We start from the raw sequence: 22285 nt of genomic DNA on the forward strand, positions 1-22285 counted from the left end.
TCTTTCTGAAGATCTCCCTTAAGGGACAAATTAGTTATTTTCTCTATTGTACATGATAGAGGAACTCTTAGGAAACCGTTTTAATCAATTCAACTGCAGAATCTATGCCTTCTTCTAACTTTTCAGGGTCTTTTCCGCCTGCCTGAGCCATGTCTGGACGGCCTCCGCCGCCTCCGCCGCAGCGAACCGCAACTTCTTTAACAAGGTTGCCCGCATGGTATCCTTTTGACACTAAATCCTTTGTAACACCTGCTACAATATTTACTTTCCCTTGGCTTTCAGCACCTAAAATAACAATCCCGCTCTGAAGCTTGTTCTTTAAGTCGTCTACGATTGAACGCAGCCCGTTCATATCAGAAGCATTTACTTTTTTAGCGATAACAGATACTCCATTAATCGTTTGTACTTCGTCAACAAGACTTCCTGCTTCCAGGTTCCCAAGTTTTGAAGCTAATGATTCCTTTTCTTTTTGCAGTTCACGAATTTGATCGTTCAGTGCATCAATACGCTGAGGAACATCCTTAAGATTAGTTTTTAATTTTGCTGCAGTATCTTTTAACAGCTGAACTTGACCATTCATTAACCGGTAAGCTGCTTCACCAGTAACAGCTTCAATACGTCTTGTACCAGCACCAATTCCTGATTCTGATACAATTTTAAACAATCCGATCTCAGCCGTATTGTTCACATGACATCCTCCGCATAATTCCAGGCTGTAATCTCCAACTTTTACTACACGGACTGTTTCACCATATTTTTCACCGAAAAGAGCCATAGCTCCCATAGCTTTTGCCTCAGCAATATTTTTCACCATTTTTTCAACCGGAATATTTTCCCATACTTTTTCGTTTACGATCTCTTCAATCTTCTCAAGTTCTTCTGAAGAGATGCTTCCAAAATGCGTAAAGTCAAATCGCAGTCGGTCTTCCTGAACAAGTGAGCCCGCCTGATTAACGTGTGTGCCTAGAACATCTTTTAAAGCCTGATGAAGCAAATGTGTTGCTGTATGATTTTTTACTACTTTTGCGCGTGTTTCTCTGTCAACTTGTACAGAGACTTGCATGTTATTTTCCAAAACACCTTTTTCGACAATTACTGTATGCAAATTTTGTCCATTTGGAGCTTTTTGCACATCTTTTACTTGTAACTGAAGGTTGTTTCCTGTAATTGTTCCCTGGTCAGCAATCTGACCTCCGCTTTCAGCATAAAATGGCGTTTCATCAAGAATAACCTGAGCCTCATCCCCTACTGATACCATGGAAACACGCTCTCCGTTTTGCAGAACTTCAAGAATTCTTGCTTCCCCGCTCAAGCTGTCATAACCTGAAAACTCACTTTTTACAGTAATGTCTGAAAGAACGCCGCCTTGTACCTGCATGCTGTCAACTTCTTGTCTAGCAGCACGTGCACGTTCACGCTGAGCTTTCATTTCGGATTCAAAGCCTTCCAGGTCAACTTCCATTCCATTTTCTGCTGCATACTCTTGTGTTAATTCAAATGGGAAACCGAATGTATCATACAGTTTAAATGCGTCTTTACCGGAAATAATTTTATTGTTTACTGATTTTTCTTTAGTGATCACATCTTCCAGGATAGCTAATCCTTCGTTAATCGTTTCATGGAATCTTTCTTCTTCTGTCTTTACAACTTTTTGGATAAAAGGTACTTTTTCTTTCACTTCTGGATAGAAATCAACCATGATATCAGCAACAGTAGGCACTAATTCATACATGAAAGGCTTATTGATATTGATCTTTTTAGCAAAACGGATCGCTCTTCTAATCAACCGTCTTAAGATGTAGCCTCTTCCCTCATTAGAAGGCAGTGCGTTATCACCAATCGCAAAGCTTACAGTACGAATATGGTCTGCGATAACTTTGAAAGCTGTATCACTTTCTGCACTGTGCCCATAAGACGTATTTGAAAGCTTCTCCGTTTCCTTAATGATTGGCAGGAAAAGGTCAGTCTCAAAGTTTGTCTTCGTATCTTGAATAACAGATACCATTCTTTCAAGCCCCATGCCTGTATCGATATTTTTCTTAGGCAGTGGTGTATATGTGCCGTCTGGATTATGGTTGAACTGAGAAAACACTAGATTCCATACTTCAAGATATCTTTCATTCTCACCGCCAGGATATAATTCAGGGTCTGAAGTGTCATTTCCATAAGACTCACCGCGATCATAAAAGATCTCAGTGTTAGGTCCGCTTGGGCCTTCTCCGATATCCCAGAAGTTCCCCTCTAAACGAATGATTCGTTCTTCAGGCAATCCTACTTGTTTTGTCCAAATATCAAAAGCTTCATCATCTTCAGGGTGGATCGTAACAGAAAGTTTTTCTGGATCAAATCCGATCCATTCTTCACTCGTTAAAAACTCCCAAGCCCAGAGAATTGCTTCCACTTTAAAATAGTCACCGATCGAGAAATTGCCTAGCATTTCAAAGAAAGTATGGTGTCTTGCTGTAATCCCAACGTTCTCAATATCATTTGTACGGATAGATTTTTGTGCATTCGTAATACGCGGATTCTCTGGAATCACACGGCCGTCAAAATACTTTTTGAGCGTAGCTACCCCACTGTTGATCCAAAGCAAAGTTGGGTCTTCGTGCGGAACAAGAGAAGCACTTGGCTCTACACGATGGCCTTTCTCTTGGAAAAAATCGAGGAACATTTGTCTAACTTGAGCTGAAGTCAAAGTTTTCATTGTTTCATTCTCCTTTTTACTTAATTAGATAATCGTTAAAGATTAATACTTTAAACATTTTTGTGGAGTACGCTTCATTGACTAGTTGATTGGAGCGCAAGGTGCGAGACTCCAGCGGGATTAGCGGGACAGGTGAGACCACGACAGGCTTGATAAGCCTAGGGGGCTCACCGCACGCCCCGCGGAAAGCGAGCATCCTGGAGCGGAAATCAACTGCTCCTATTAACTACAAATGTTTTAATAAATAATCTTTAGATAAAATAAAAAACTCCCATCCCAAAAAACAGGGACGAGAGTTTGAATTCACGCGGTACCACCCTGGTTACATGTAAAAACATGTCACCTTGATTACAGCCTTAACGCGGCTTAACGGCAGATTTTCCTTCTGCACTCCAGAGTAGCTTTCCGTTTCCTTCTTTCTGAAACACCTTTCAGCCGGTGGATGTTTCTCTCTTTAGAAAGGACTAAACGTACTTATCTCTTTCAACGATTTTTGTTCTTCTAGCGTTAGTATACGTTTATTTATTCTGACTTGTCAATCGGATGTTGTCTTAATCGGTGTTCCCGAATATGAATAACAATAACTTTGATTACGCTAAATACCGGAACAGCTAAGATCATTCCCGGCACTCCCGCGAGTTCACTGCCTAAAAGGAGCGAAAAGATGATAAAAACAGGATGGATATGGACGTTTCTACCCACAATAAATGGTCCAAGAATATTCCCTTCAATAAACTGCAATACAAGCATTATTCCTACTGTTATCCATACCATCTTCCAAGAGATCGTCAAAGCAATAAGAATGACAGGAATAGCCCCTAAAATCGGACCAAAATAAGGAATGATATCAGTAACCGCAATCACAATTCCTAATAGAATCGGATAAGGCATACCGACAATCCAAAGGGCAATCATCGCTGCAGCACCTAGAATAGCTCCTACAAACAGCTGTCCTCTAATATAGCCTCCCAGTGATTTATCTACATCTTCTATAAGATGCTTACCTTCATGGCGGAATCTGCGTGGTGTAATATACCACACAGCTTTTTTTATTTTTTCAAAATCGTTCAGAAAATAAAAAACTAAAAAAGGAACTACGATAATTACAAAGAAATAATCAACAATTTTTCTTAAAGAAAAAATTGCATTCGTTAGAATGTTCTGTGCGCTTATTTCCATTTTGACAATATATTGTTCAATTTTTGAATGAACCGAATAAGGGAGGGCTGAAGTTCCTTTATCGACTCTGGATAAAAGCTCTTTGTAATCTTTTGCAAGAGCTGGCACATTTTCTAACAGCTGTTTTAATTGAACTACAAAATAAGGAAAACCTTTAACGATGGTATAGCCTAACCCTCCAAAGAACAATAGGTATATCGTTAAAATTGCAACAAATCGCGGAACACCTTTCTCATGCACATACTCTACTAACGGATGAAGCAGATATGTAATTAGAGCGGCGAGAAAGAAAGGCAAAAATACACCTTGCAGCGCCTTTAAAAATGGGTGGTACAAAGGATTTAACTTCATAAGAAGGAATAAGCATAAAAACAGCAATAAAAGAAGGGCCAGCCGATAAATCCACTTCATTCGATTTTCCTTTGTCATACTTCCTCACCCTTTTTTTAAAAAACCCCGTCTTAAATAGACGGGGAATACATTTAATAAATGGCTTTTGCGATTCTTTTTCGGATTTTCTTTGCACGTCTCGAAGTCCAAAGGTCACCGATATCCGAAAAATTCATGTTCATCCTGGACATTCTTGACATCCTTCTGTTTCTCATCGCATATGTTGCCGCTCCAATACCAAGTGCGAAAAGAGAACTCATCGTCCTATTCATGCTTTATCACCTCGACATCAGAGTAATAAAAACTTACGAAGTACTTTCCCTATAAGTCAGGTCATGATCTTCAAACAAGTCGTCAAGTGATGTTAATGAGCCGTCTTCTTCCACTTGATGAAGGGACAGTCTTCCTTTTTCAATGGAAAGCTCAATAAAACAGTTCCAGCAATAATACTGGTTCACCCCGATTTTCCCAATATCTTTACGGCTGCAGTTCGGACATTCCACTTGCTCTCTCTCCTTTAAATTTACTTTTACAAGGGTGTCCTGAAACTTAATAAATTATACGCCAGAATTGGATTTGAAGTATCGTGCTGCCTATAGATATGAAAAAAGAAATGTCCGATAAGATGCTTTTTCGTCATCCTCCGAACATTTCTAGTTTGTTTCGTTAAAGAGCGTATCATTCATAAAATCTTTTTCCAGTAAGGTTTCTTGCAGCCGAAGCTTAAGGCCCGAATACCTTTCTGATTCGTCAGAGCGCTGTACTGCCCAAGAAAATGCCTCTTGTTCTCCGCATAAAATAAGATATTCTTTACTTCTCGTAATAGCTGTATAAATCAGGTTGCGTTTAAGCATTCTATAATAGCTTTTCACAATGGGAAGAATGACAATCGGATATTCACTGCCTTGAGATTTATGTATGGAACAGCAAAAAGCGTGTGTGAAATTGTGAAATTCACTTCTTTCATACGTTACTTCAATTTCATCAAAGCAAATCACAATCTGATCTTCTTTGTCTGTATTCTCCCTCGCATAAATAACTGCAACGATTTCCCCTATATCCCCGTTAAAAACGTTATCTTCAGGCTGATTTACAAGCTGCAGCACCTTATCCCCTTTTCGGTAAAATACATTAGCAACTTGCAGCTGCCGCTGTTTTTGCTTTTCTGGATTAAATAAACGCTGCAGTTCCATATTTAACCGGTCGATTCCTACTGGACCTTTATACATAGGGGCAAGCACTTGAATATCTCTCGAAGTATACCCTTTTTTTATCGCATTTTCACAAACTTGAATGATGGCTTGAAAAACCTGCTCTCCTGAACAAGAAAAAAAGCGCCTGTCTTTTTGAGGAATCAGCAAGTCTTGCGGAAGATTCCCCTTTTTCATCTCATGTGCTAAACGAATAATTGAAGAACCTTCAGACTGTCTGTAAATATCAATCAATCGTGTTTGCGGAATGTGTTCTGATTCGAGGAGATCCTTTAACACTTGACCTGGTCCTACAGAAGGAAGCTGATCTTCATCTCCCACAAAAATAATTTGGATATGCTCAGGAAGTGCTTTTGAAAGTGAGTAGGCAAGCCAAATATCAACCATCGACATTTCATCTACAATTAACAGCTTTCCTTCTATTGGCACATCTTCATTTTTTTCAAAGTGTCCTGCGCCTCTCCATCCCAAAAGACGGTGAATAGTATGAGCCGGAATACCTGTGGATTCAGTCATGCGTTTTGCAGCACGACCTGTTGGCGCAACAAGCAATACAGGAAATGGTTCCTTTTTTCCGCGATAATCTTCTATGTTTAGACTTACTCCATGTATTTCACTATAAAGTTCTACGATTCCCTTGATTACGGTGGTTTTACCTGTACCGGGACCGCCAGTGAGCACCATAACTGAGGAAGTTAACGCTTTTTTAATGGCTTGCTTTTGACTGTTAGCATATTTGATATTCAGCCTTTTTTCTAATTTTTCAAGTTCGTTTTCAATTTGCTCAACTGGGATATCATAATCTGTTTTTTGGCTTTGCAATAAATGATTGATTTTTTGAGCAAATCCTCGTTCAGCAAAATAAAGAGAAGGCAAATAGACAACATTTTCTTTTAATATCAGCCGCTTATCAGCTTCCATGTCTTGAATTTCCCTGAAAATACTCATCTCATCAACAGTATTTTTCCCATCAGCCAAAAGCTTTCTGACCCCTGCTAGAAGTTCCTCAACTGGTAGATAAGAATGTCCCAGATCAGTACCTTGATCTCTTAAAAGAAATTGACAGGCTGCCTGAATCCGTTCAGGATGATTTACTTGCATGCCATTGCCTTTTGCGATTTCATCTGCCCTGTAAAAGCCAATACCCGGTATATCTTCAATAAGCCGGTAAGGTTCGCCTTTAACAACAGAGACTGCTTCATCCTGGTATGTTTGAAAGATCTTTAAAGCAAGCTGAGGACCGATTCCATATGGCTGGACAGCCATCATAACCTGATCCAATCCTCTGTTTTGAAGCAGTGCTTCATGCAAATTTTTAGCTTGTTCTTCTGTTAACTTTGGTATCTGGCTGATGTATTCTGGAGATTCTAAGAGCTTCGTGATCGCATCGTCACCCATAACCTCTACGATATGCTCAGCAGTTTTCTTGCCGATTCCTTTAAACAAGTCGCTTGATAAATATTGAATCGTCGCTTCCTTGGATTGCGGCATTTCTTTATTAAAATATTCAACCTCATACTGCTTCCCATATTTGGGGTGGTCTTTAAATCTGCCATAAAACAGGTAGAGTTCATCCTCCCTTAACGGAGGAAGTATGCCTGTTATCATGACTTCTTTTTCATCATAATTTTCATTTGTCTCTTTAATTCTCACCCTTGCTACTGTATAAAGGCTTTCAGATTGATGATATACGGTGGAAATCAATGTCCCTTTTATATAACGGGATGATTGAGACGTTTCATCCTCTAAGTTAAAGGAAGGCTGCTGTGCCATAAAGCATCCCCTTTTAATGTTTTATATTCTTATTTTCGACATTCCTTTTGCCATTCCCTGCCAAATAATGATCAGGCTGAATATCTAAAGCTTTTTCAAATGCATCAAGAGCTTCTTCGTTACGGTCAAAAAAGCTCAAAGAAACACCTAGGTTATACCATGCATCTGCATGCATTTCATCTCGCTCTGTTACTTTTTCGAATGTACTCAAAGCAGACTTAACATCGCCAATTCTTCCCTGGCATAGCCCAAACTGGAAAAGTGCCTCATTGTCATTAACGTTCAATTCAGTTGCTCTCATTAAGTAAGGAAATGCTAGTTTGTTTTCCCCAAGCGATACGAACGACATACCCGCCATAAAATACGTATCAACATCTTGAAGACCACCTTTAATTGCTTCTTGGAAGAGCTTAGCTGCTTTCGTAAACTGTTCGAGATGATAGCAGGCAATGCCTGTACCATAAAGAGCAGCTGCAGCATTCTCATCAAGTGATAATGCCTTGTCAAAAAAATGTATCGCTTTCTCATGTTCATGAACGGCAGAAAGCAGATTTCCAAAATTAATATAATGAACCGGATTTTGAGGATCGGCTTCAATCATTGCTTCAAGGCTTTTTGCCGCTTCTTCAAATTTTCCTTTTTTTAAGTATTCAAGTCCTTTTGAAGGCTCCATTTCTATACCCCCATCTTTATTCCTACCAAAGTATATCAAATCAGGCTGAAAATCGCACAGAGTTTCTGGCTTAATTATAGTAAATCATAAATCTCGGATGGCGATCATAAATGCCGCTGGATGATCTTCTTATAGCAAAAAAAGCTGACGTTCGGAGTTATTCCAACCGATTCGCCAGCTTTTTCGCTTATTTTATTATAGATAAGTGATAGCTTCGCCGTTTTTATAAACAGTATCAATCGTTGCTCCGCCTAAACAAACATCGCCATCGTAAAATACTACAGCTTGTCCTGGCGTGATCGCTCTTTGCGGTTCATCAAAGACAACGTTAAGCGTTTCGTCCTCCATCACATGCACGGTAACACCCATGTCAGGCTGGCGGTATCTGAACTTTGCTGTACATTTGAATTCAGCAGGTGCAGGTTTATCAGAAACAAAACTCGGCTTTACTGCCTTCAAGCTGTCTGAATAAAGCTTGTCGTTATGGAATCCTTGTTCAACGTACAGCACGTTGTCTTTTAAATTCTTCCCGATAACAAACCAAGGATCTCCGCTTCCGCCGATTCCTAAACCATGACGCTGACCGATCGTATGATACATTAAACCGTCATGCTTTCCTTTGACTTCCCCGTCCAGTGTTTGCATCTCGCCAGGTTTTGCGGGCAAGTACTGGCTTAAGAACTCTTTAAAGTCTTTTTCACCAATAAAACAAATGCCAGTGGAATCTTTTTTCTTGGCAGTAGCAAGACCTGCTTCTTCAGCAATCTTACGAATTTCAGGCTTCTTTAATTCACCGATCGGGAATAAGACTCTTTTAAGCTGCTCTTGTGAAAGTTGGTTTAGAAAATAGGTTTGGTCCTTATTTTCATCCACCCCGCGAAGCATCTTCACTTCTCCATCTATTTCAGCCACACGTGCATAGTGGCCTGTAGCTACGTAATCTGCACCTAAGTTCATGGCGTGGTCTAAGAAGGCCTTGAATTTGATCTCCTTGTTGCACATCACATCAGGATTAGGTGTTCTTCCTGCTTTATATTCTTCCAAAAAGTACGTGAATACTTTATCCCAGTATTCTTTTTCAAAATTCACAGCGTAATATGGAATGCCAATCTGATTGCAGACCGCTATCACATCGTTGTAATCTTCTGTTGCTGTGCAGACGCCATTTTCATCGGTATCATCCCAGTTTTTCATAAAGATTCCGATAACGTCATAGCCTTGCTCTTTTAGTAAAAGTGCGGCAACTGAAGAATCCACACCGCCACTCATTCCAATAACTACTCGTGTATCTTGAGGTGCCTTTTTGTTTGATTCAGTTTGCATGCTGTCCACCTCATTTCTTCATATGACAAACATTGTAACTTATTTTGCTAAACGTTTCACTATTTTTGCTGTCTCGCGGGCAGCATATTCAATATCTTCCAATTCATTGCCTAACCCAAAGCTGAAACGAACAGATGATTTCGTACGTTCATCTTCTCCAAACATGGCAGCCAATACGTGCGAAGGCTCATGAGATCCAGCTGTACAAGCGGATCCGCTCGAAGCTGCGATACCAGCTATATCTAGATTAACTAAGAGCACTTCAGTCTTTACTCCAGGAAAACTGACATTTAAGATATGCGGCAAAAAGTATTCGTTACTGCCATTCTCTAAATATTGAATACTCTCTTCATCCCATATTTTTTTCATCGTATCCCGATAATTCATGTATTGTGCGAAGCGTTCATCCCGCTCTTTCATTGCTAACGCGGCTGCTTTATTCAATGCGGCGATTCCCGCGACATTCTCTGTACCTGCACGGCGTTTGCGCTCTTGCTCACCGCCGAAGCCTTGGGGAAGAAAAGGTACCGATTCTTTTACATATAGAAAGCCTGTCCCTTTTGGACTGTTGATCTTATGTCCAGACGCACTCAATAAATCGACGTTCAGTTCTGCAACATCTATAGGTATCAGACCATATGCCTGAACAGCGTCCGTATGAAATATAATATTCTTCTCTTTTAATAAGCTTCCGATCTCTTTAATGTCTTGTGTTGTCCCCGTTTCATTGTTGCAATACATTATAGAAACAAGAATCGTTTCTTCTCTCAGCGACGCTTTTAATTCATCAAGGGAGATCCTGCCATTCTTATCGACTGATAAATAAGTAACTTTAAAGCCTCTCTTTTCTAGCTCATGAAAGGTATGGAGAACGGCATGATGCTCAACTCTTGTCGTTATAACATGTTTTCCTTTTTCCATTAAAGCTGAAGCTGTGCCCAGTATTGCCAGATTATCACTTTCTGTTCCCCCGCTAGTAAATATAATTTCATTGCGGGCAGCATTAATAGAAGAGGCTATAGTAGTACGAGCATCATCAAGAACTTTGCGTGCACGTCTTCCGAATTGATGTATGCTAGAAGGATTTCCAAAATGTTCCGTTAAATATGGGATCATCTCTTCGATCACTTCAGGATGAACAGGTGATGTTGCAGCGTGATCCAAATAAACGTTTTTCATGATCAGATTCCTTCCTATATATAAAACATGTAGGCGTCCTGTGTGCCTTCGTCTTCATAGTTCGCTAGATCTTCTAATGTTGTAGAATCAAGCACATCCTTTACAGCATCACGAATCTTTATCCATAGATTGCGCTTTGCTGGTTCCTCATCATCCATCACTTCTACGGGTGAAATTGGTCCTTCAAGTACACGGATTATGTCACCTGCAGTTATAGTGGAAGCTTCTTTAGCTAAAATATAACCACCGTATGCACCTCTTATACTTTTTACCAAACCTGCGTTTCTTAATGGTGCGATAAGCTGCTCAAGATAATGTTCTGATAAACTGTGCTCTTTAGCAATCAGTTTTAAAGCGATAGGACCTTCACCTGATCTCTTCGCTAATGCCATCATGATGGTTAATCCGTATCTGCCCTTTGTTGATATTTTCATAATGTTCACTCCGTTCTAAAACAAACTTTACTGCTTTTTGACATAAAGGCAATGTTTTGCCTACGATTGCGCCAATAGTGACACAAAATAGAATAGTCCCATAAGAGATAGGCCCATGCAGAACCCAGCCGAAAAAAAGAACAAACAACTCCATGAATAAACGAATTCTGGAAACTTTCATTCCTGACTTTTCTGTTAAAGCCAGCATCAGACTATCCCGTGGTCCTGCTCCTCGATTAGAGGAGATATACAGACCGATTCCAAATCCTAAGATTAGTATTCCGATTATAAGGTAAAACCATTTCCCTGCTAAAGTTATTGGGTTATGGAAAAAAGGAAGCCATAAATAAAAATCGATAAACAGTCCGACAAATATCATATTTAAAAAAGCTCCTGTTTGAGGAAACTTCTTTGTCAGCATCGCAGTTGCTAAAATAACGAAAAAGCCCATAATAATCGACCAGGTTCCTATCGTTAATCCAAACTGTGAAAACAGACCAATGTGAAGAACATCCCATGGGGCACTGCCCAGTTCAGCTTTGATCATGAGAGCAATTCCGAAGGCCATTATAAATAAGCCCACAAAAAAAACAGACCACTCAAACAAAAATTTGCCCGGTCTTGATTGCTTTTGGTGTTTCATTTTCCAAAATCCTTCCTGCCTGCAGCTCTTAACGCAACCTAAAATAATAAATCTAAAGCTTATTATAGCACGAAATAGTTTCGCCTTGCATGAAGGACTGATGTATAGTATTGTCATATGACAATTAAGAACAAGTGTACGGAAGGATGAACATATATGGACTTGTTTTCCTATAAAGATGAAAGTTCTCATTCATTAAAACGCCCCCTTGCCAATCGTATGCGTCCGCGAAAGATTCAAGAGTTTATCGGTCAGGAACATATTGCTGGAAAAGGCAAGCTTTTAAGAAGAGCTATTGAAGCTGACCAGCTGACTCCTATGATATTCTTTGGTCCGCCTGGAACGGGAAAGACTACTTTGGCCAGAATCATAGCAAATTCCACATCAGCATGGTTCGAACAATTAAATGCCGTAACTTCTGGAGTTGCTGACTTAAAAGCTGTAATGAATGCAGCAAAAGAACGGCTTTTATTAGAGGATAAAAAAACAGTGTTATTTATTGATGAGATCCATCGATTTAACAAGAATCAACAAGATGCCCTTCTTCCTTTTGTAGAAGATGGAACAGTAATATTAATCGGCGCCACAACCGAAAGCCCGATGTTTGAAATCAATCCAGCACTTTTGTCGAGATCCAGGCTGTTCCGTTTTGAACCATTGACAGACGACCATATCGCGAAAATCATTGAGCAAGCAATGCATGATAAAGAAAGAGGATATGGAAAGCACCCCGTTAAGATGGAAAAAGAAGCATTGAATCACATCGTTTCTATTGCAAACGGAGATGCCCGGACTGCACTTAATGCTGTGGAACTCGCTGTGCTTACGACAAATCCGGATAAGAATGGTGATATCAACATCACACTGGAAATTGCAGAAGAATCTATCCAGCAAAGAGTTCTTCAATATGATAAAAAAGGAGACAACCATTATGATACAGTCTCTGCATTTATTAAGAGCATTCGCGGTTCAGATCCTGATGCTGCCCTATACTGGCTTGCCAAAATGATTTATGCAGGCGAAGATCCACGTTTTATTGCACGCCGTCTAATGGTTCATGCAGCAGAGGATATTGGCCTGGCTGACCCTAATGCATTACTGGTTGCACAGGCTGCCAGCTATGCAGCTGACTTTATAGGAATGCCAGAAGCAAGAATACCGCTTGCAGAAGCAACGCTTTATTTAGCAACCGCTCCAAAAAGCAACAAAGTTATTTTAGGAATTGATAAAGCATTGGAAGCCGTAAAAAAAGAAAAAACTGGTCTTGTACCAATTCATCTTCGTGATGCTCATTATAAAGGTGCCAAAGAATTGAACCATGGTGCTGACTATAAATATCCTCATAATTTTGAGGATGGCTATGTACCGCAAGAATTTTTACCGCAGCACATGCTTGGAAAATCATTTTATGAACCGACGGAACGGGGCTATGAAAAAAATATTAAAAGAAGATTGGATTATTTTAATGACCGTAAGAAAAAAGGTGAGTAAATCTATCATTCTTTTAACTGTCTTATCAAACTAGCAAAATTTTTGTTCCTAAGTGTATAGGATTTTCTCTCTTTGGTAAACATGAAAATATTAAACGATATTTTAAAGGCTCTTTTTGCAAAACTTTGTTGCTCTTGAAAGTGGTTGATTTCCGTTCCAGGATGCTCGCTTTCCGCGGGGCGTGCGGTGATCCCGCAGGAATCTCGCACCTTGCACTCCAATCAACTTATCAACGATGAGAATGAAAAAAAGCAACAATCTTTCAGAGAAAGGCCTTATAAAAGCTAAGGAGAGGATTTACGTGTCAAAAATCAGACAGGACGCTTGGTCAGAAGAAGACGATTTGCTCTTGGCCGAAACGGTTTTACGCCATGTCCGTGAAGGAAGTACACAGCTTCATGCCTTTGAAGAGGTTGGAGATAAATTAGAACGGACGGGTGCTGCAGTTGGTTTTAGGTGGAATGCAATCGTCAGGAAGAAATATGAACAAGCTTTAAAGATTGCTAAAAAGCAAAGAAAAGAACGGCAGCGTGCTCTAGCTAAGTCACAGCAGCAGTCGCCGCAGTCCAAAACTGTAACGAAGCCTGCCATTCAGCCCGTACAAACACCGCAGATGCATGATGATGAAACCTATCATCCTGAGGAATTCTTTAAAACTCCTTATACGTATGATAGAGGAGCAGCTACATCTTCAAATGTATATGACGCACAGCCTGCTTCACCTACTGTAAACAATATACCAGCTGCATCTGCCAATTCTACTTATCAGGCGCCGCAACCTAGTAAACAAGAAGAATTAACGTTGGATGAAGTAATAGACTTCCTTAGCGGCTTAAAAAGAAACGGAATGTCGAGTGGAAAACTTGTACAGGAAAACATGGAGCTTCGTTTGCAGATGAACGAATTGCTTCAGCAGAACAAAGTAATGAAAGAACAGCTTTCTGTCCTTGAGAAAGAACATCAGACTGTTCAAGAAGATTATCAAGCTCTTATTCAAATTATGGACCGAGCACGAAAGATGGTTCTGTTTCAGGATGAAGAATCAAATCAAAGCTTCCGTATGGATAAAAACGGAAACTTAGAGAAGATGGCTAAATAAAATAGGGCTAAACTCAGATGATGGATTGTTTGAGTTTAGCCTTTACTTATTTAAGTGTATATCTCCACTTCCTTGAAATTTGACCTAGAAAGGAAATCACTACTTTCAAAAAAGCTCTTTCCAAAAAAATTCTACATTGAATAGTTAATTGGAGCGGAAGGGCGAGACTCCTGCAGGATGAGTGGGACAGGTGAGACCATTCAATGACGCGAAGCGGCGAATAGGCTCACCGCACACCCTGCGGAAAGCGAGTCCTGCAGCGGAAATTAGCATCTTTCAAAAACAACAAAGTTTACGAAAATAGCCTTTTTTTTCAACAAAAAAGCTGCCGTTAAAGTACATTCAGACATGTACTCTACAGTCAGCTTTCTAATTTTATCGGATTCGTTCCACTTTAATGTTATTCTTCTCGATAATTTTATTAATTACATACCCAGCCATGTACAATCCTGATACGGATGGAACAAATGCGTTGGATGATGGGGGCATTTTCGCTTTACGGATTCCTGGTGCATTCTCAGGAACGATTTCCTTCCTGATCTCCTCACGAATCTGAATCGGTTTTTCGTCTGAGAATACAACTGGAATACCTCTCGTAATTCCTTCTTTCCTTAAACGCTGGCGAATAACCTTAGCGATTGGGTCATAGCTGGTTTTAGAGATATCAGCAATTTGGAGTTTTGTAGGATCCATCTTATTTGCTACACCCATGCTTGAGATGATCGGAATCTTTCGGTTAAGACATTCCTTCATTAAATGAATTTTATAAGAAATAGTGTCTGATGCATCAACTACAAAATCCAAGCCGTATTCAAAGATTTGTTCATAAGTTTCTTCTGTATAGAACATCTTTAGGGCGATAACTTCACACTCTGGATTAATTAAAGCAATCCTTTCCTTCATTAAATCCACTTTTGGCTGTCCTACTGTAGTAACTAGAGCATGTATTTGACGATTGACATTGGTGATGTCTACATCGTCTTTATCTATAAGAATTAAACGTCCGACACCTGATCGGGCAAGTGCTTCTGCTGAAAAGGAACCCACTCCTCCGATTCCCAATACAGCAACCGTGGTATTTTTCAGAACGTTTATCCCATCTTTTCCAATAGCAAGTTCATTTCTTGAAAATTGATAAAGCATAACTATTTGAAATCTCCTTTCAAAGTGCATATGAATAAAGAAAATGCATCTTTATCAGCATATCCACTTTTCAAAACAAAATCAATATGCTTACTCGGTTTAACTTAGACGCACAAAAAATGAGCCCCAAAAATGCCGTCTTCCCTTAGTTTTGAACCTGCTCTCGCAGGTGGGTGTCCTGCTCCCCATTTTGTCCGTCCCCTATCTTTCAGGGCGTGGACGCTGTGAGAAAACACAAACTCCCTAATACTTAATGTTGGCTCAAAACTTTCGGGTTGTTAACGGTCATCATAGGACCCATCGTTTAAATAAATACTATCATAGGAAATCATCATTTACAAGACAAAATGTGTCTTTGTAAAAAACAATTCTTATTTTTCTAAATTTTCATTAATTTGACTCTTGCTTTACTTTTAAACCTAAATGAAGCTCATCCAATTGCTTCTCATTAACAGGTGATGGAGCATTTGTCAGTAGACATGATGCGGATGCAGTTTTAGGGAAAGCAATGGTGTCTCTTAAGTTAGTTCTTCCAGCAAGCAGCATCACCATACGGTCTAATCCAAGTGCTATACCGCCATGTGGAGGTGTACCATATTCAAAAGCATCAAGAAGGAAACCAAATTCCTCGCGAGCACCTTCCTCACTAAATCCTAATGTTTTAAACATTTTTTCCTGTACATCACGTTCGTAAATACGCTGTGACCCTCCGCCTAGCTCATATCCGTTAAGAACTAGATCATATGCTTGTGCTCTAACTTCTGATGGATTTGAATCCATTAAATGAAGATCTTCAGTCTTTGGCATTGTAAAAGGATGGTGCAAGGCAACATAGCGCTCTGCATCTTCATCATACTCAACAAGCGGGAAGTCAACGACCCATAAGAAGTTGAATTTTAACTGATCAATTAATCCCAGGTCTTTTCCTAATTTTTGACGAAGAGCTCCAAGACTATCTGCTACAACAGAAGACTTATCCGCTACAAACAGAAGCAGATCTCCTTCTTCAGCATTCAATACATTAATAAGATTAGCTGCATCTTCTTCGTTAAAGAATTTGGAGATTGGACCTTTCAACCCGGAAGCTTCCACTTTCATCCATGCAAGACCTTTAGCTCCGTATCGAGCCGTAAACTCAGTAAGACCATCTATGTCCTTTCTGGAATAATCAGCAGCTTTTCCTTTTACATTGATCGCTTTAACTTCTCCGCCGTTTTCAACAGCAGCAGCAAATACTTTAAAACCAGATTGCTTTACAACATCAGAAACATTGATGAGTTCAAGTCCAAAACGAGTATCAGGCTTATCTGAACCATAACGGTCCATCGCTTCTTTGTAAGTCATTCTTGGGAAAGGTTTTGGAATATCCGCACCTTTCACTTTTTTAACTAATCCTGTCATCATTTCTTCCATCATAGACAAAAGTGCTTCTTGGCCCATGAAAGATGTTTCGATATCGACTTGAGTAAATTCAGGCTGACGGTCTGCACGCAGATCCTCATCTCTAAAACAGCGTACGATTTGATAATATTTTTCAAACCCTGAAACCATTAAAAGCTGTTTAAATAGTTGAGGTGATTGCGGCAAAGCATAAAATTCTCCAGGATGTACACGGCTTGGCACAAGATAGTCACGTGCTCCTTCAGGCGTGCTTTTCGTAAGCATCGGTGTTTCCATTTCCATGAATTCTTCTGTTTCAAGGAAGTTTCGGATAAAACGAGTAACTTCGTGTCTCATTTTCAAAGTTTCCTGCATCACTGGACGGCGAAGGTCTAAATAACGGTATTTCAAACGGATATCTTCGTTTATTTCAATATCTTCACTAATAGAAAAAGGAGGCGTCTTCGCACTATTTAAGATTTTAATTTCTTCTCCTGAAATTTCAATCTTACCTGTATTCATCGCAGGGTTTACCGTACTTTGATCTCTTTCAAGAACTGTCCCTGTAACTGTAAGTACATATTCACTTCTTACCTTTTCAGCTGTTTCCAAAGCTTCAGCAGAAACTTCAGGCGAAAATACGATTTGCACGATCCCTGATCGGTCACGGAGGTCGATAAAGATCAGTCCGCCAAGATCACGTCTTTTCTGAACCCAGCCAGTTATTGTTACTTTTTCACCAATATATTGTTCAGTAATTTTTCCGCATTGATGTGTGCGATATTCCATAAGATGTATCCTCCTTATTTTCCTTGCTTAACAAAAGTGCTCAATTCTTCTATACGAACCTCTTTTTGTTCCCCGGATTCCATATTCTTCACGTTGATAATTCCTTTAGATAGTTCCTCTTCCCCTAAAATGGCAACAAATCTAGCTTTTAAACGATCCGCTGCTTTAAACTGTGCTTTCATTTTTTTATCTAAGTAATCTTTATCACTTTTTATTCCAGCATTTCGAAGGTCATTTAAGATAGAAATTGACTTTTTCTTTGCCTCGTCTCCCAGTGCAACAACATAACAATCAAGGTCTTCCTCAGTTTCTAATGTGATACCTTCAGCCTCAAGCGCTAAGAGAAGACGTTCAAGACTCATCGCGAAACCGATACTTGGCGTTGCAGGGCCGCCTAAGTCTTCAACAAGACCATTGTATCTTCCGCCGCCGCTCAAAGTTGTAATTGCACCAAAGCCCTCGGCTTCACTCATAATTTCAAATGCTGTGTGATTGTAGTAATCTAGACCCCTTACTAGTGTTGGATCGATAACATATTGAATGTTCATATCATCTAATGATGTTTTTACTTGATCAAAATAGTTTTTAGATTCTTCATTTAAATACTCTAAAATAGAAGGTGCCGTCTTCATAAGGTCGTGATCACGGTCCTTTTTGCAGTCAAGAATACGAAGCGGATTTTTTGTTAAACGGTTTTGACAATCAGAACAAAACTCTTCAATTCTTGGTTCAAAGTGTGCAATTAATGCATCTTTATGAGCCTTTCTGCTCTCTGCATCACCAAGTGTATTGATCACTAATCGAAGTTTCTTCAATCCGAGTTCTTGATAAACCGTCATAGCGAGGGAAATAACCTCTGCGTCTATCGCTGGATCAGCTGAACCCATTGCCTCAATCCCAAATTGGACGAACTGGCGGTAGCGTCCTGCCTGTGGTCTTTCATAGCGGAACATCGGCTGGATGTAATAAAGCTTTACAGGCTGGCCTGGAAGTCCGAACATCTTATTTTCAACGTAAGATCGTGTAACTGGTGCCGTTCCTTCTGGACGAAGAGTTAAGCTTCTTTCTCCTCTGTCCGTGAACGTATACATTTCTTTTTGTACGATATCTGTTGAATCCCCAACTCCTCTTTGAAACAAATCAGTATGCTCAAAAACAGGTGTGCGGATTTCTTTATAATTAAATCTTGCAGATACTTCTTTCGCTTTTCCTTCAATGATCTGCCACTTTTCTACTTCTCCTGGGAGAATATCCTTCGTTCCCCTTGGAATATTAATACTCATTTCGTTTCATCCTCCCGAATGTTAATTAAAATTAATTAAAAATAAAAGGCTGTTTTCGCAAACTTTGTTGCTCTTGGAAGTGGTTGACTTCCGTTCCAGGATGCTCGCTTTCCGCGGGGCGGGCGGTGAGCATCCTTGCGCTTTGCGCCATTAGGAGTCTCACCTGTCCGCTTCAGGGAAGTATTCTTGCTCCTGCGTCTACAAGTAAATGCTACCGATGTGAGCTTCCTCGTCGCATGCCTAGCGAAAAGCTTCTCATGTGGTAGGCACGCAGCTTGCACTCCAGTCAACTTGTCAAGGAAGATATAAAAAATATCCAAAAAAACAATCTTTTAGATAAGAGCCAAATAAAAAAACTCCCATCCCTCATGAAATCAACGATTTCATAAGGGACGGGAGTTCCCGCGGTGCCACCCTGCTTCGAAGCCAAAAAAAGCTTCCTCATTATGCAAGTAACGATTGCCCACGTGTAACTCTACTGAGGTTTAAACTAACCGTTCGAATTAAAACCTATGAAGTGTCTTTCACTTTATCATCAGGGAGAAATGCTTTCAGCCGAGGCATTCCCTCTCTAACCCTATGGGGTAAAGATACTTTTCTTCGTCATCAGTTTTATCATTTTGGAATTGTAGATTATCATACTTTTCAAAAGGGCTATATGTCAATAGTTTTCTCGTTTTATTTTTTTCTTTAGCTGATTGACCTGATAAAGGTCCAACCCGAATTCTTCAGCAAGCTCCATATTGTTTGCCGATTTTTCTAAAGAAATAAAATCATGAAAACTTACCTGTTTCCATTGTGATACTCCTTCAATGCCCTTGCGATTCTGTCTCATAAAAAAATTCCTCCGCCTTTTTTGGTTAGTCTGTCCATCAAGGCGAAGGTTTCATTCATTTCTTTTTCCTAAACTCTAGAATCCATGATTAGGGTCACTGGACCGTCATTGGTGAATTCGACATCCATCATCGCACCAAAAACACCCGTTTGGACATGAACTCCTAATGTCTTTATCTTTTCGTTGAAATAATCATAAATCTGTTTAGCATGGTCCGGCTTAGCAGCTTCCATGAAATTCGGTCTTCTGCCTTTTTTCGTATCCCCATATAACGTAAATTGTGAGATCGAGAGGATACTGCCTTCTGTATCTTTTAATGACAAATTCATCTTGCCGTTTTCATCTTCAAAGATCCGCAAATTAATAATTTTTTCAGCTAAATAATCAGCGTCTTTTTCTGTATCTTCATGTGTGACGCCTACTAAAAGCATCAAACCTCTGTCTATTTGCCCTTTTATTTCAGCATCTACAGAAACAGCTGCATTTTTGGCTCGCTGAAGTACTATTTTCATTTTGAAGTCACTTCCCTATACCTACCTATTGCATAATACGCCTTACTGCATAAATGTCAGGGATCCGCTTAATACGTTCAACTACTTTTTGCAGATGACTAACATTGTGAATTGAAATTGACATACTGATTGTTGCCATCTTATTTCGGTCAGATTTTCCGCTTACAGCTGTAATGTTTGTCTTTGTTTCAGCAACAGCATGAAGGACCTCATTAAGCAGGCCGCGTCTGTCGAATCCATTAATCTCAATGTCAACATTATAATTCTTCGGCTGTTCGAGATTGCCTTCCCATTCAACAGGAAGCAATCGGACTTGGGCATCTTCATTGTGGACGTTGACACAATCTTCTCGATGGACAGAAACGCCGCGTCCTTTTGTTATATATCCGACAATATCATCACCCGGTACCGGATTACAGCATTTAGATAGACGAATCAGCATGTTATCGATGCCTTTAACAACGATACCTGAGTCAGTTCTTCGTTTTACTTCGGGCTTATCTGCGGAATCCCTGATTGCGTCCATGAGTTCGGAATTATCAGGATCCTGCTCTTTTTTACGTCTGACTTTATCGGTTAAACGCGTAGCGATTTGTGCTGCAGTAATGCCATTATAGCCGACAGCAGCGTACATATCTTCCTCGCCTGCAAAGTTATATTTTTGAGCTACATATTGCAGGTTTTCAGTTGTGAAAATTTCTTTTAAATCATAGCCGCGGTTCTTGATTTCTTTTTCAACAAGCTCTTTCCCTTTAGCTACGTTTTCTTCTCTTTTCTCACGTTTAAACCATTGGCGGATCTTATTCTTCGCATGAGAACTTTGCGTAATCTTAAGCCAATCCTGGCTGGGACCGTAGGAATGTTTGCTCGTTAAAATCTCAATAATATCTCCGGTTTTCAAGCGGTAATCAAGTGTAACCATCTTTCCGTTTACTTTTGCACCAATACACCTGTTTCCGATCTCGGTATGAATGCGGTAAGCAAAGTCAATCGGTACAGACCCAGACGGCAGTTCATAAACATCCCCTTTAGGGGTGAAAACAAAGACCATGTCTGAGAATAGGTCCACTTTTAACGATTCCATAAACTCTTCTGCATCAACAACATCGTTCTGCCATTCTAAAATTTCACGGAACCAAGTCAGTTTATTTTCAAAAGAGCTAACAGGAGCCTTTGTAGCTCCCTCTTTATAAGCCCAGTGTGCAGCAATCCCGTATTCTGCTACACGATGCATATCTGAAGTACGGATCTGAACTTCCAGAGGATCGCCTTTAGGTCCGATTACAGTTGTATGCAATGACTGATACATATTTGCTTTAGGCATTGCTATATAATCTTTAAATCGTCCAGGCATCGGCTTGTAGCATGTATGAATAATACCCAGTGCCGCATAGCAGTCTTTAATATTCTGCACGATAATCCGAACAGCGAGAAGATCATAGATCTCATTAAACTGTTTACCTTGCTTCGCCATCTTTCTATAAATGCTGTATATGTGCTTCGGTCTTCCAGAAATATCAACGGTAATCTGGACTTCCTTCAGCTTGGATTTCATCTCGTCCATAACTTGCTGAACATACTCTTCACGCTCAGCCCGTTTTTGCTGCATCAAGTTTACAATCCTATAATATTGCTGAGGATTTAGGTATCTCAAAGAAACATCTTCTAACTCCCACTTAATCGTCGAAATACCTAGACGATGAGCGAGCGGAGCGAAGATTTCCAAAGTTTCGTTCGCTTTTTGTATCTGTTTTTCTTTTGGCATATGTTTTAGCGTACGCATGTTATGAAGCCGGTCAGCGAGCTTAATTAAAATACAGCGTATATCCTGTGCCATCGCAACAAACATTTTTCTATGATTCTCTGCTTGCTGCTCTTCTTTGGACTTAAACTTAATCTTTTTAAGTTTTGTAACACCATCAACCAGCATTGCCACTTCTTCGTTAAATTGATTAGAAATGTCCTTTAATGTGATGGACGTGTCCTCAACAACATCATGAAGAAACCCTGCTGCTACAGTTACAGGATCCATTTGCAGGTTCACCAGAATACCCGCTACTTCAACAGGATGGTGGATATACGGCTCTCCGGATTTACGGAATTGTCCTTCGTGCGCACTTTTTGCGTATTCATAAGCCTTTGTTATAAAAGCGATATCGTCTTTAGACAGATAGCTTTCCGCTTTATGCAACACTTGCTCAATCGTCATGGAATCACCTTACGTTGTCATTGTATATTGCTTCT

18 protein-coding genes, 1 other RNA gene and 2 other annotated features are annotated in these 22285 nt (G+C 39.9%); of the genes, 2 read left to right on the forward strand and 17 right to left on the reverse strand.

Features of this window, described 5'->3' with window-relative positions; translation table 11 throughout:
• Positions 1 to 67 precede the first annotated feature (67 nt).
• The 10 genes from alaS to ABE41_RS13575 all read right to left on the reverse strand — a co-directional run bounded on the left by alaS (position 68) and on the right by ABE41_RS13575 (position 11509).
• Entirely contained in the window at positions 68 to 2704 is a 2637-nt protein-coding gene (gene alaS / locus ABE41_RS13530) for an alanine--tRNA ligase (protein ID WP_066291258.1), read from the reverse strand.
• A 282-nt stretch (positions 2705 to 2986) separates the two neighbouring features.
• Positions 2987 to 3200 (reverse strand) — a binding site (T-box leader).
• Between the two features lie 26 nt (positions 3201 to 3226).
• Positions 3227 to 4312, reverse strand: a complete 1086-nt coding sequence (locus ABE41_RS13535) for an AI-2E family transporter (RefSeq protein ID WP_066291259.1) — start codon at positions 4310 to 4312, stop codon at positions 3227 to 3229.
• A 53-nt stretch (positions 4313 to 4365) separates the two neighbouring features.
• The gene (locus ABE41_RS13540; protein WP_066291262.1) at positions 4366 to 4545 is read right to left on the reverse strand and encodes a DUF3918 family protein; all 180 of its coding nucleotides are present in this window, start codon (positions 4543 to 4545) and stop codon (positions 4366 to 4368) included.
• A 33-nt stretch (positions 4546 to 4578) separates the two neighbouring features.
• Positions 4579 to 4776 carry a hypothetical protein gene (locus ABE41_RS13545; protein ID WP_066291264.1) on the reverse strand — a complete coding sequence of 66 codons (198 nt, stop codon included), beginning with the start codon at positions 4774 to 4776 and terminating at the stop codon, positions 4579 to 4581.
• Positions 4777 to 4926: 150 nt separating this feature from the next.
• The gene (gene recD2 / locus ABE41_RS13550; RefSeq protein WP_066291265.1) at positions 4927 to 7257 is read right to left on the reverse strand and encodes an SF1B family DNA helicase RecD2; all 2331 of its coding nucleotides are present in this window, start codon (positions 7255 to 7257) and stop codon (positions 4927 to 4929) included.
• 13 nt (positions 7258 to 7270) lie between these two features.
• On the reverse strand, positions 7271 to 7930 hold the full coding sequence (locus tag ABE41_RS13555; RefSeq protein WP_066291267.1) for a tetratricopeptide repeat protein: 660 nt from the start codon (positions 7928 to 7930) through the stop codon (positions 7271 to 7273).
• Positions 7931 to 8125: 195 nt separating this feature from the next.
• A complete protein-coding gene (mnmA, locus tag ABE41_RS13560; RefSeq protein ID WP_066291270.1) occupies positions 8126 to 9253 on the reverse strand; it encodes a tRNA 2-thiouridine(34) synthase MnmA in 1128 nt (375 codons plus the stop codon).
• A gap of 39 nt (positions 9254 to 9292) precedes the next feature.
• The gene (locus tag ABE41_RS13565) at positions 9293 to 10432 is read right to left on the reverse strand and encodes a cysteine desulfurase family protein (RefSeq protein WP_066291272.1); all 1140 of its coding nucleotides are present in this window, start codon (positions 10430 to 10432) and stop codon (positions 9293 to 9295) included.
• Between the two features lie 14 nt (positions 10433 to 10446).
• Entirely contained in the window at positions 10447 to 10866 is a 420-nt protein-coding gene (cymR, locus tag ABE41_RS13570) for a cysteine metabolism transcriptional regulator CymR (protein ID WP_066291274.1), read from the reverse strand.
• Complete coding sequence (locus tag ABE41_RS13575) at positions 10799 to 11509, reverse strand: YczE/YyaS/YitT family protein (protein ID WP_066291276.1); 711 nt, start codon at positions 11507 to 11509, stop codon at positions 10799 to 10801. The genes cymR and ABE41_RS13575 overlap by 68 nt, the downstream gene beginning before the upstream one ends.
• A 156-nt stretch (positions 11510 to 11665) precedes the next feature.
• On the opposite strand from ABE41_RS13575, the gene ABE41_RS13580 reads away from it, so the two are divergent.
• Positions 11666 to 13000 (forward strand): AAA family ATPase, encoded by a 1335-nt coding sequence (locus tag ABE41_RS13580; RefSeq protein WP_066291279.1) that lies wholly within the window; start codon positions 11666 to 11668, stop codon positions 12998 to 13000.
• A gap of 301 nt (positions 13001 to 13301) precedes the next feature.
• Positions 13302 to 14099: an RsfA family transcriptional regulator gene (locus ABE41_RS13590; protein WP_066291284.1), complete on the forward strand. Its 798-nt coding sequence runs from the start codon at positions 13302 to 13304 to the stop codon at positions 14097 to 14099.
• A 375-nt stretch (positions 14100 to 14474) separates the two neighbouring features.
• Here ABE41_RS13590 and ABE41_RS13595 read toward each other — a convergent pair whose 3' ends face one another.
• From ABE41_RS13595 to ABE41_RS13620, 7 genes are all read right to left on the reverse strand, one after another.
• Positions 14475 to 15242 carry a tRNA threonylcarbamoyladenosine dehydratase gene (locus ABE41_RS13595; protein ID WP_066291287.1) on the reverse strand — a complete coding sequence of 256 codons (768 nt, stop codon included), beginning with the start codon at positions 15240 to 15242 and terminating at the stop codon, positions 14475 to 14477.
• A 119-nt stretch (positions 15243 to 15361) separates the two neighbouring features.
• Positions 15362 to 15542, reverse strand: a non-coding RNA gene (ssrS, locus tag ABE41_RS13600) — 6S RNA.
• A 90-nt stretch (positions 15543 to 15632) separates the two neighbouring features.
• The gene (aspS, locus tag ABE41_RS13605; protein ID WP_066291289.1) at positions 15633 to 17411 is read right to left on the reverse strand and encodes an aspartate--tRNA ligase; all 1779 of its coding nucleotides are present in this window, start codon (positions 17409 to 17411) and stop codon (positions 15633 to 15635) included.
• 14 nt (positions 17412 to 17425) lie between these two features.
• Complete coding sequence (gene hisS, locus ABE41_RS13610) at positions 17426 to 18694, reverse strand: histidine--tRNA ligase (protein ID WP_066291291.1); 1269 nt, start codon at positions 18692 to 18694, stop codon at positions 17426 to 17428.
• Positions 18695 to 19079: 385 nt separating this feature from the next.
• Positions 19080 to 19310 (reverse strand) — a binding site (T-box leader).
• 45 nt (positions 19311 to 19355) lie between these two features.
• A complete protein-coding gene (locus ABE41_RS21265) occupies positions 19356 to 19529 on the reverse strand; it encodes a hypothetical protein (RefSeq protein ID WP_171978763.1) in 174 nt (57 codons plus the stop codon).
• A 68-nt stretch (positions 19530 to 19597) separates the two neighbouring features.
• Positions 19598 to 20041 carry a D-aminoacyl-tRNA deacylase gene (gene dtd, locus ABE41_RS13615; protein WP_066291293.1) on the reverse strand — a complete coding sequence of 148 codons (444 nt, stop codon included), beginning with the start codon at positions 20039 to 20041 and terminating at the stop codon, positions 19598 to 19600.
• A gap of 25 nt (positions 20042 to 20066) precedes the next feature.
• Positions 20067 to 22250 carry a RelA/SpoT family protein gene (locus ABE41_RS13620; RefSeq protein WP_066291296.1) on the reverse strand — a complete coding sequence of 728 codons (2184 nt, stop codon included), beginning with the start codon at positions 22248 to 22250 and terminating at the stop codon, positions 20067 to 20069.
• Positions 22251 to 22285 lie beyond the last annotated feature (35 nt).

This window comes from Fictibacillus arsenicus, from assembly GCF_001642935.1.
Lineage (GTDB): Bacteria > Bacillota > Bacilli > Bacillales > Fictibacillaceae > Fictibacillus > Fictibacillus arsenicus_B.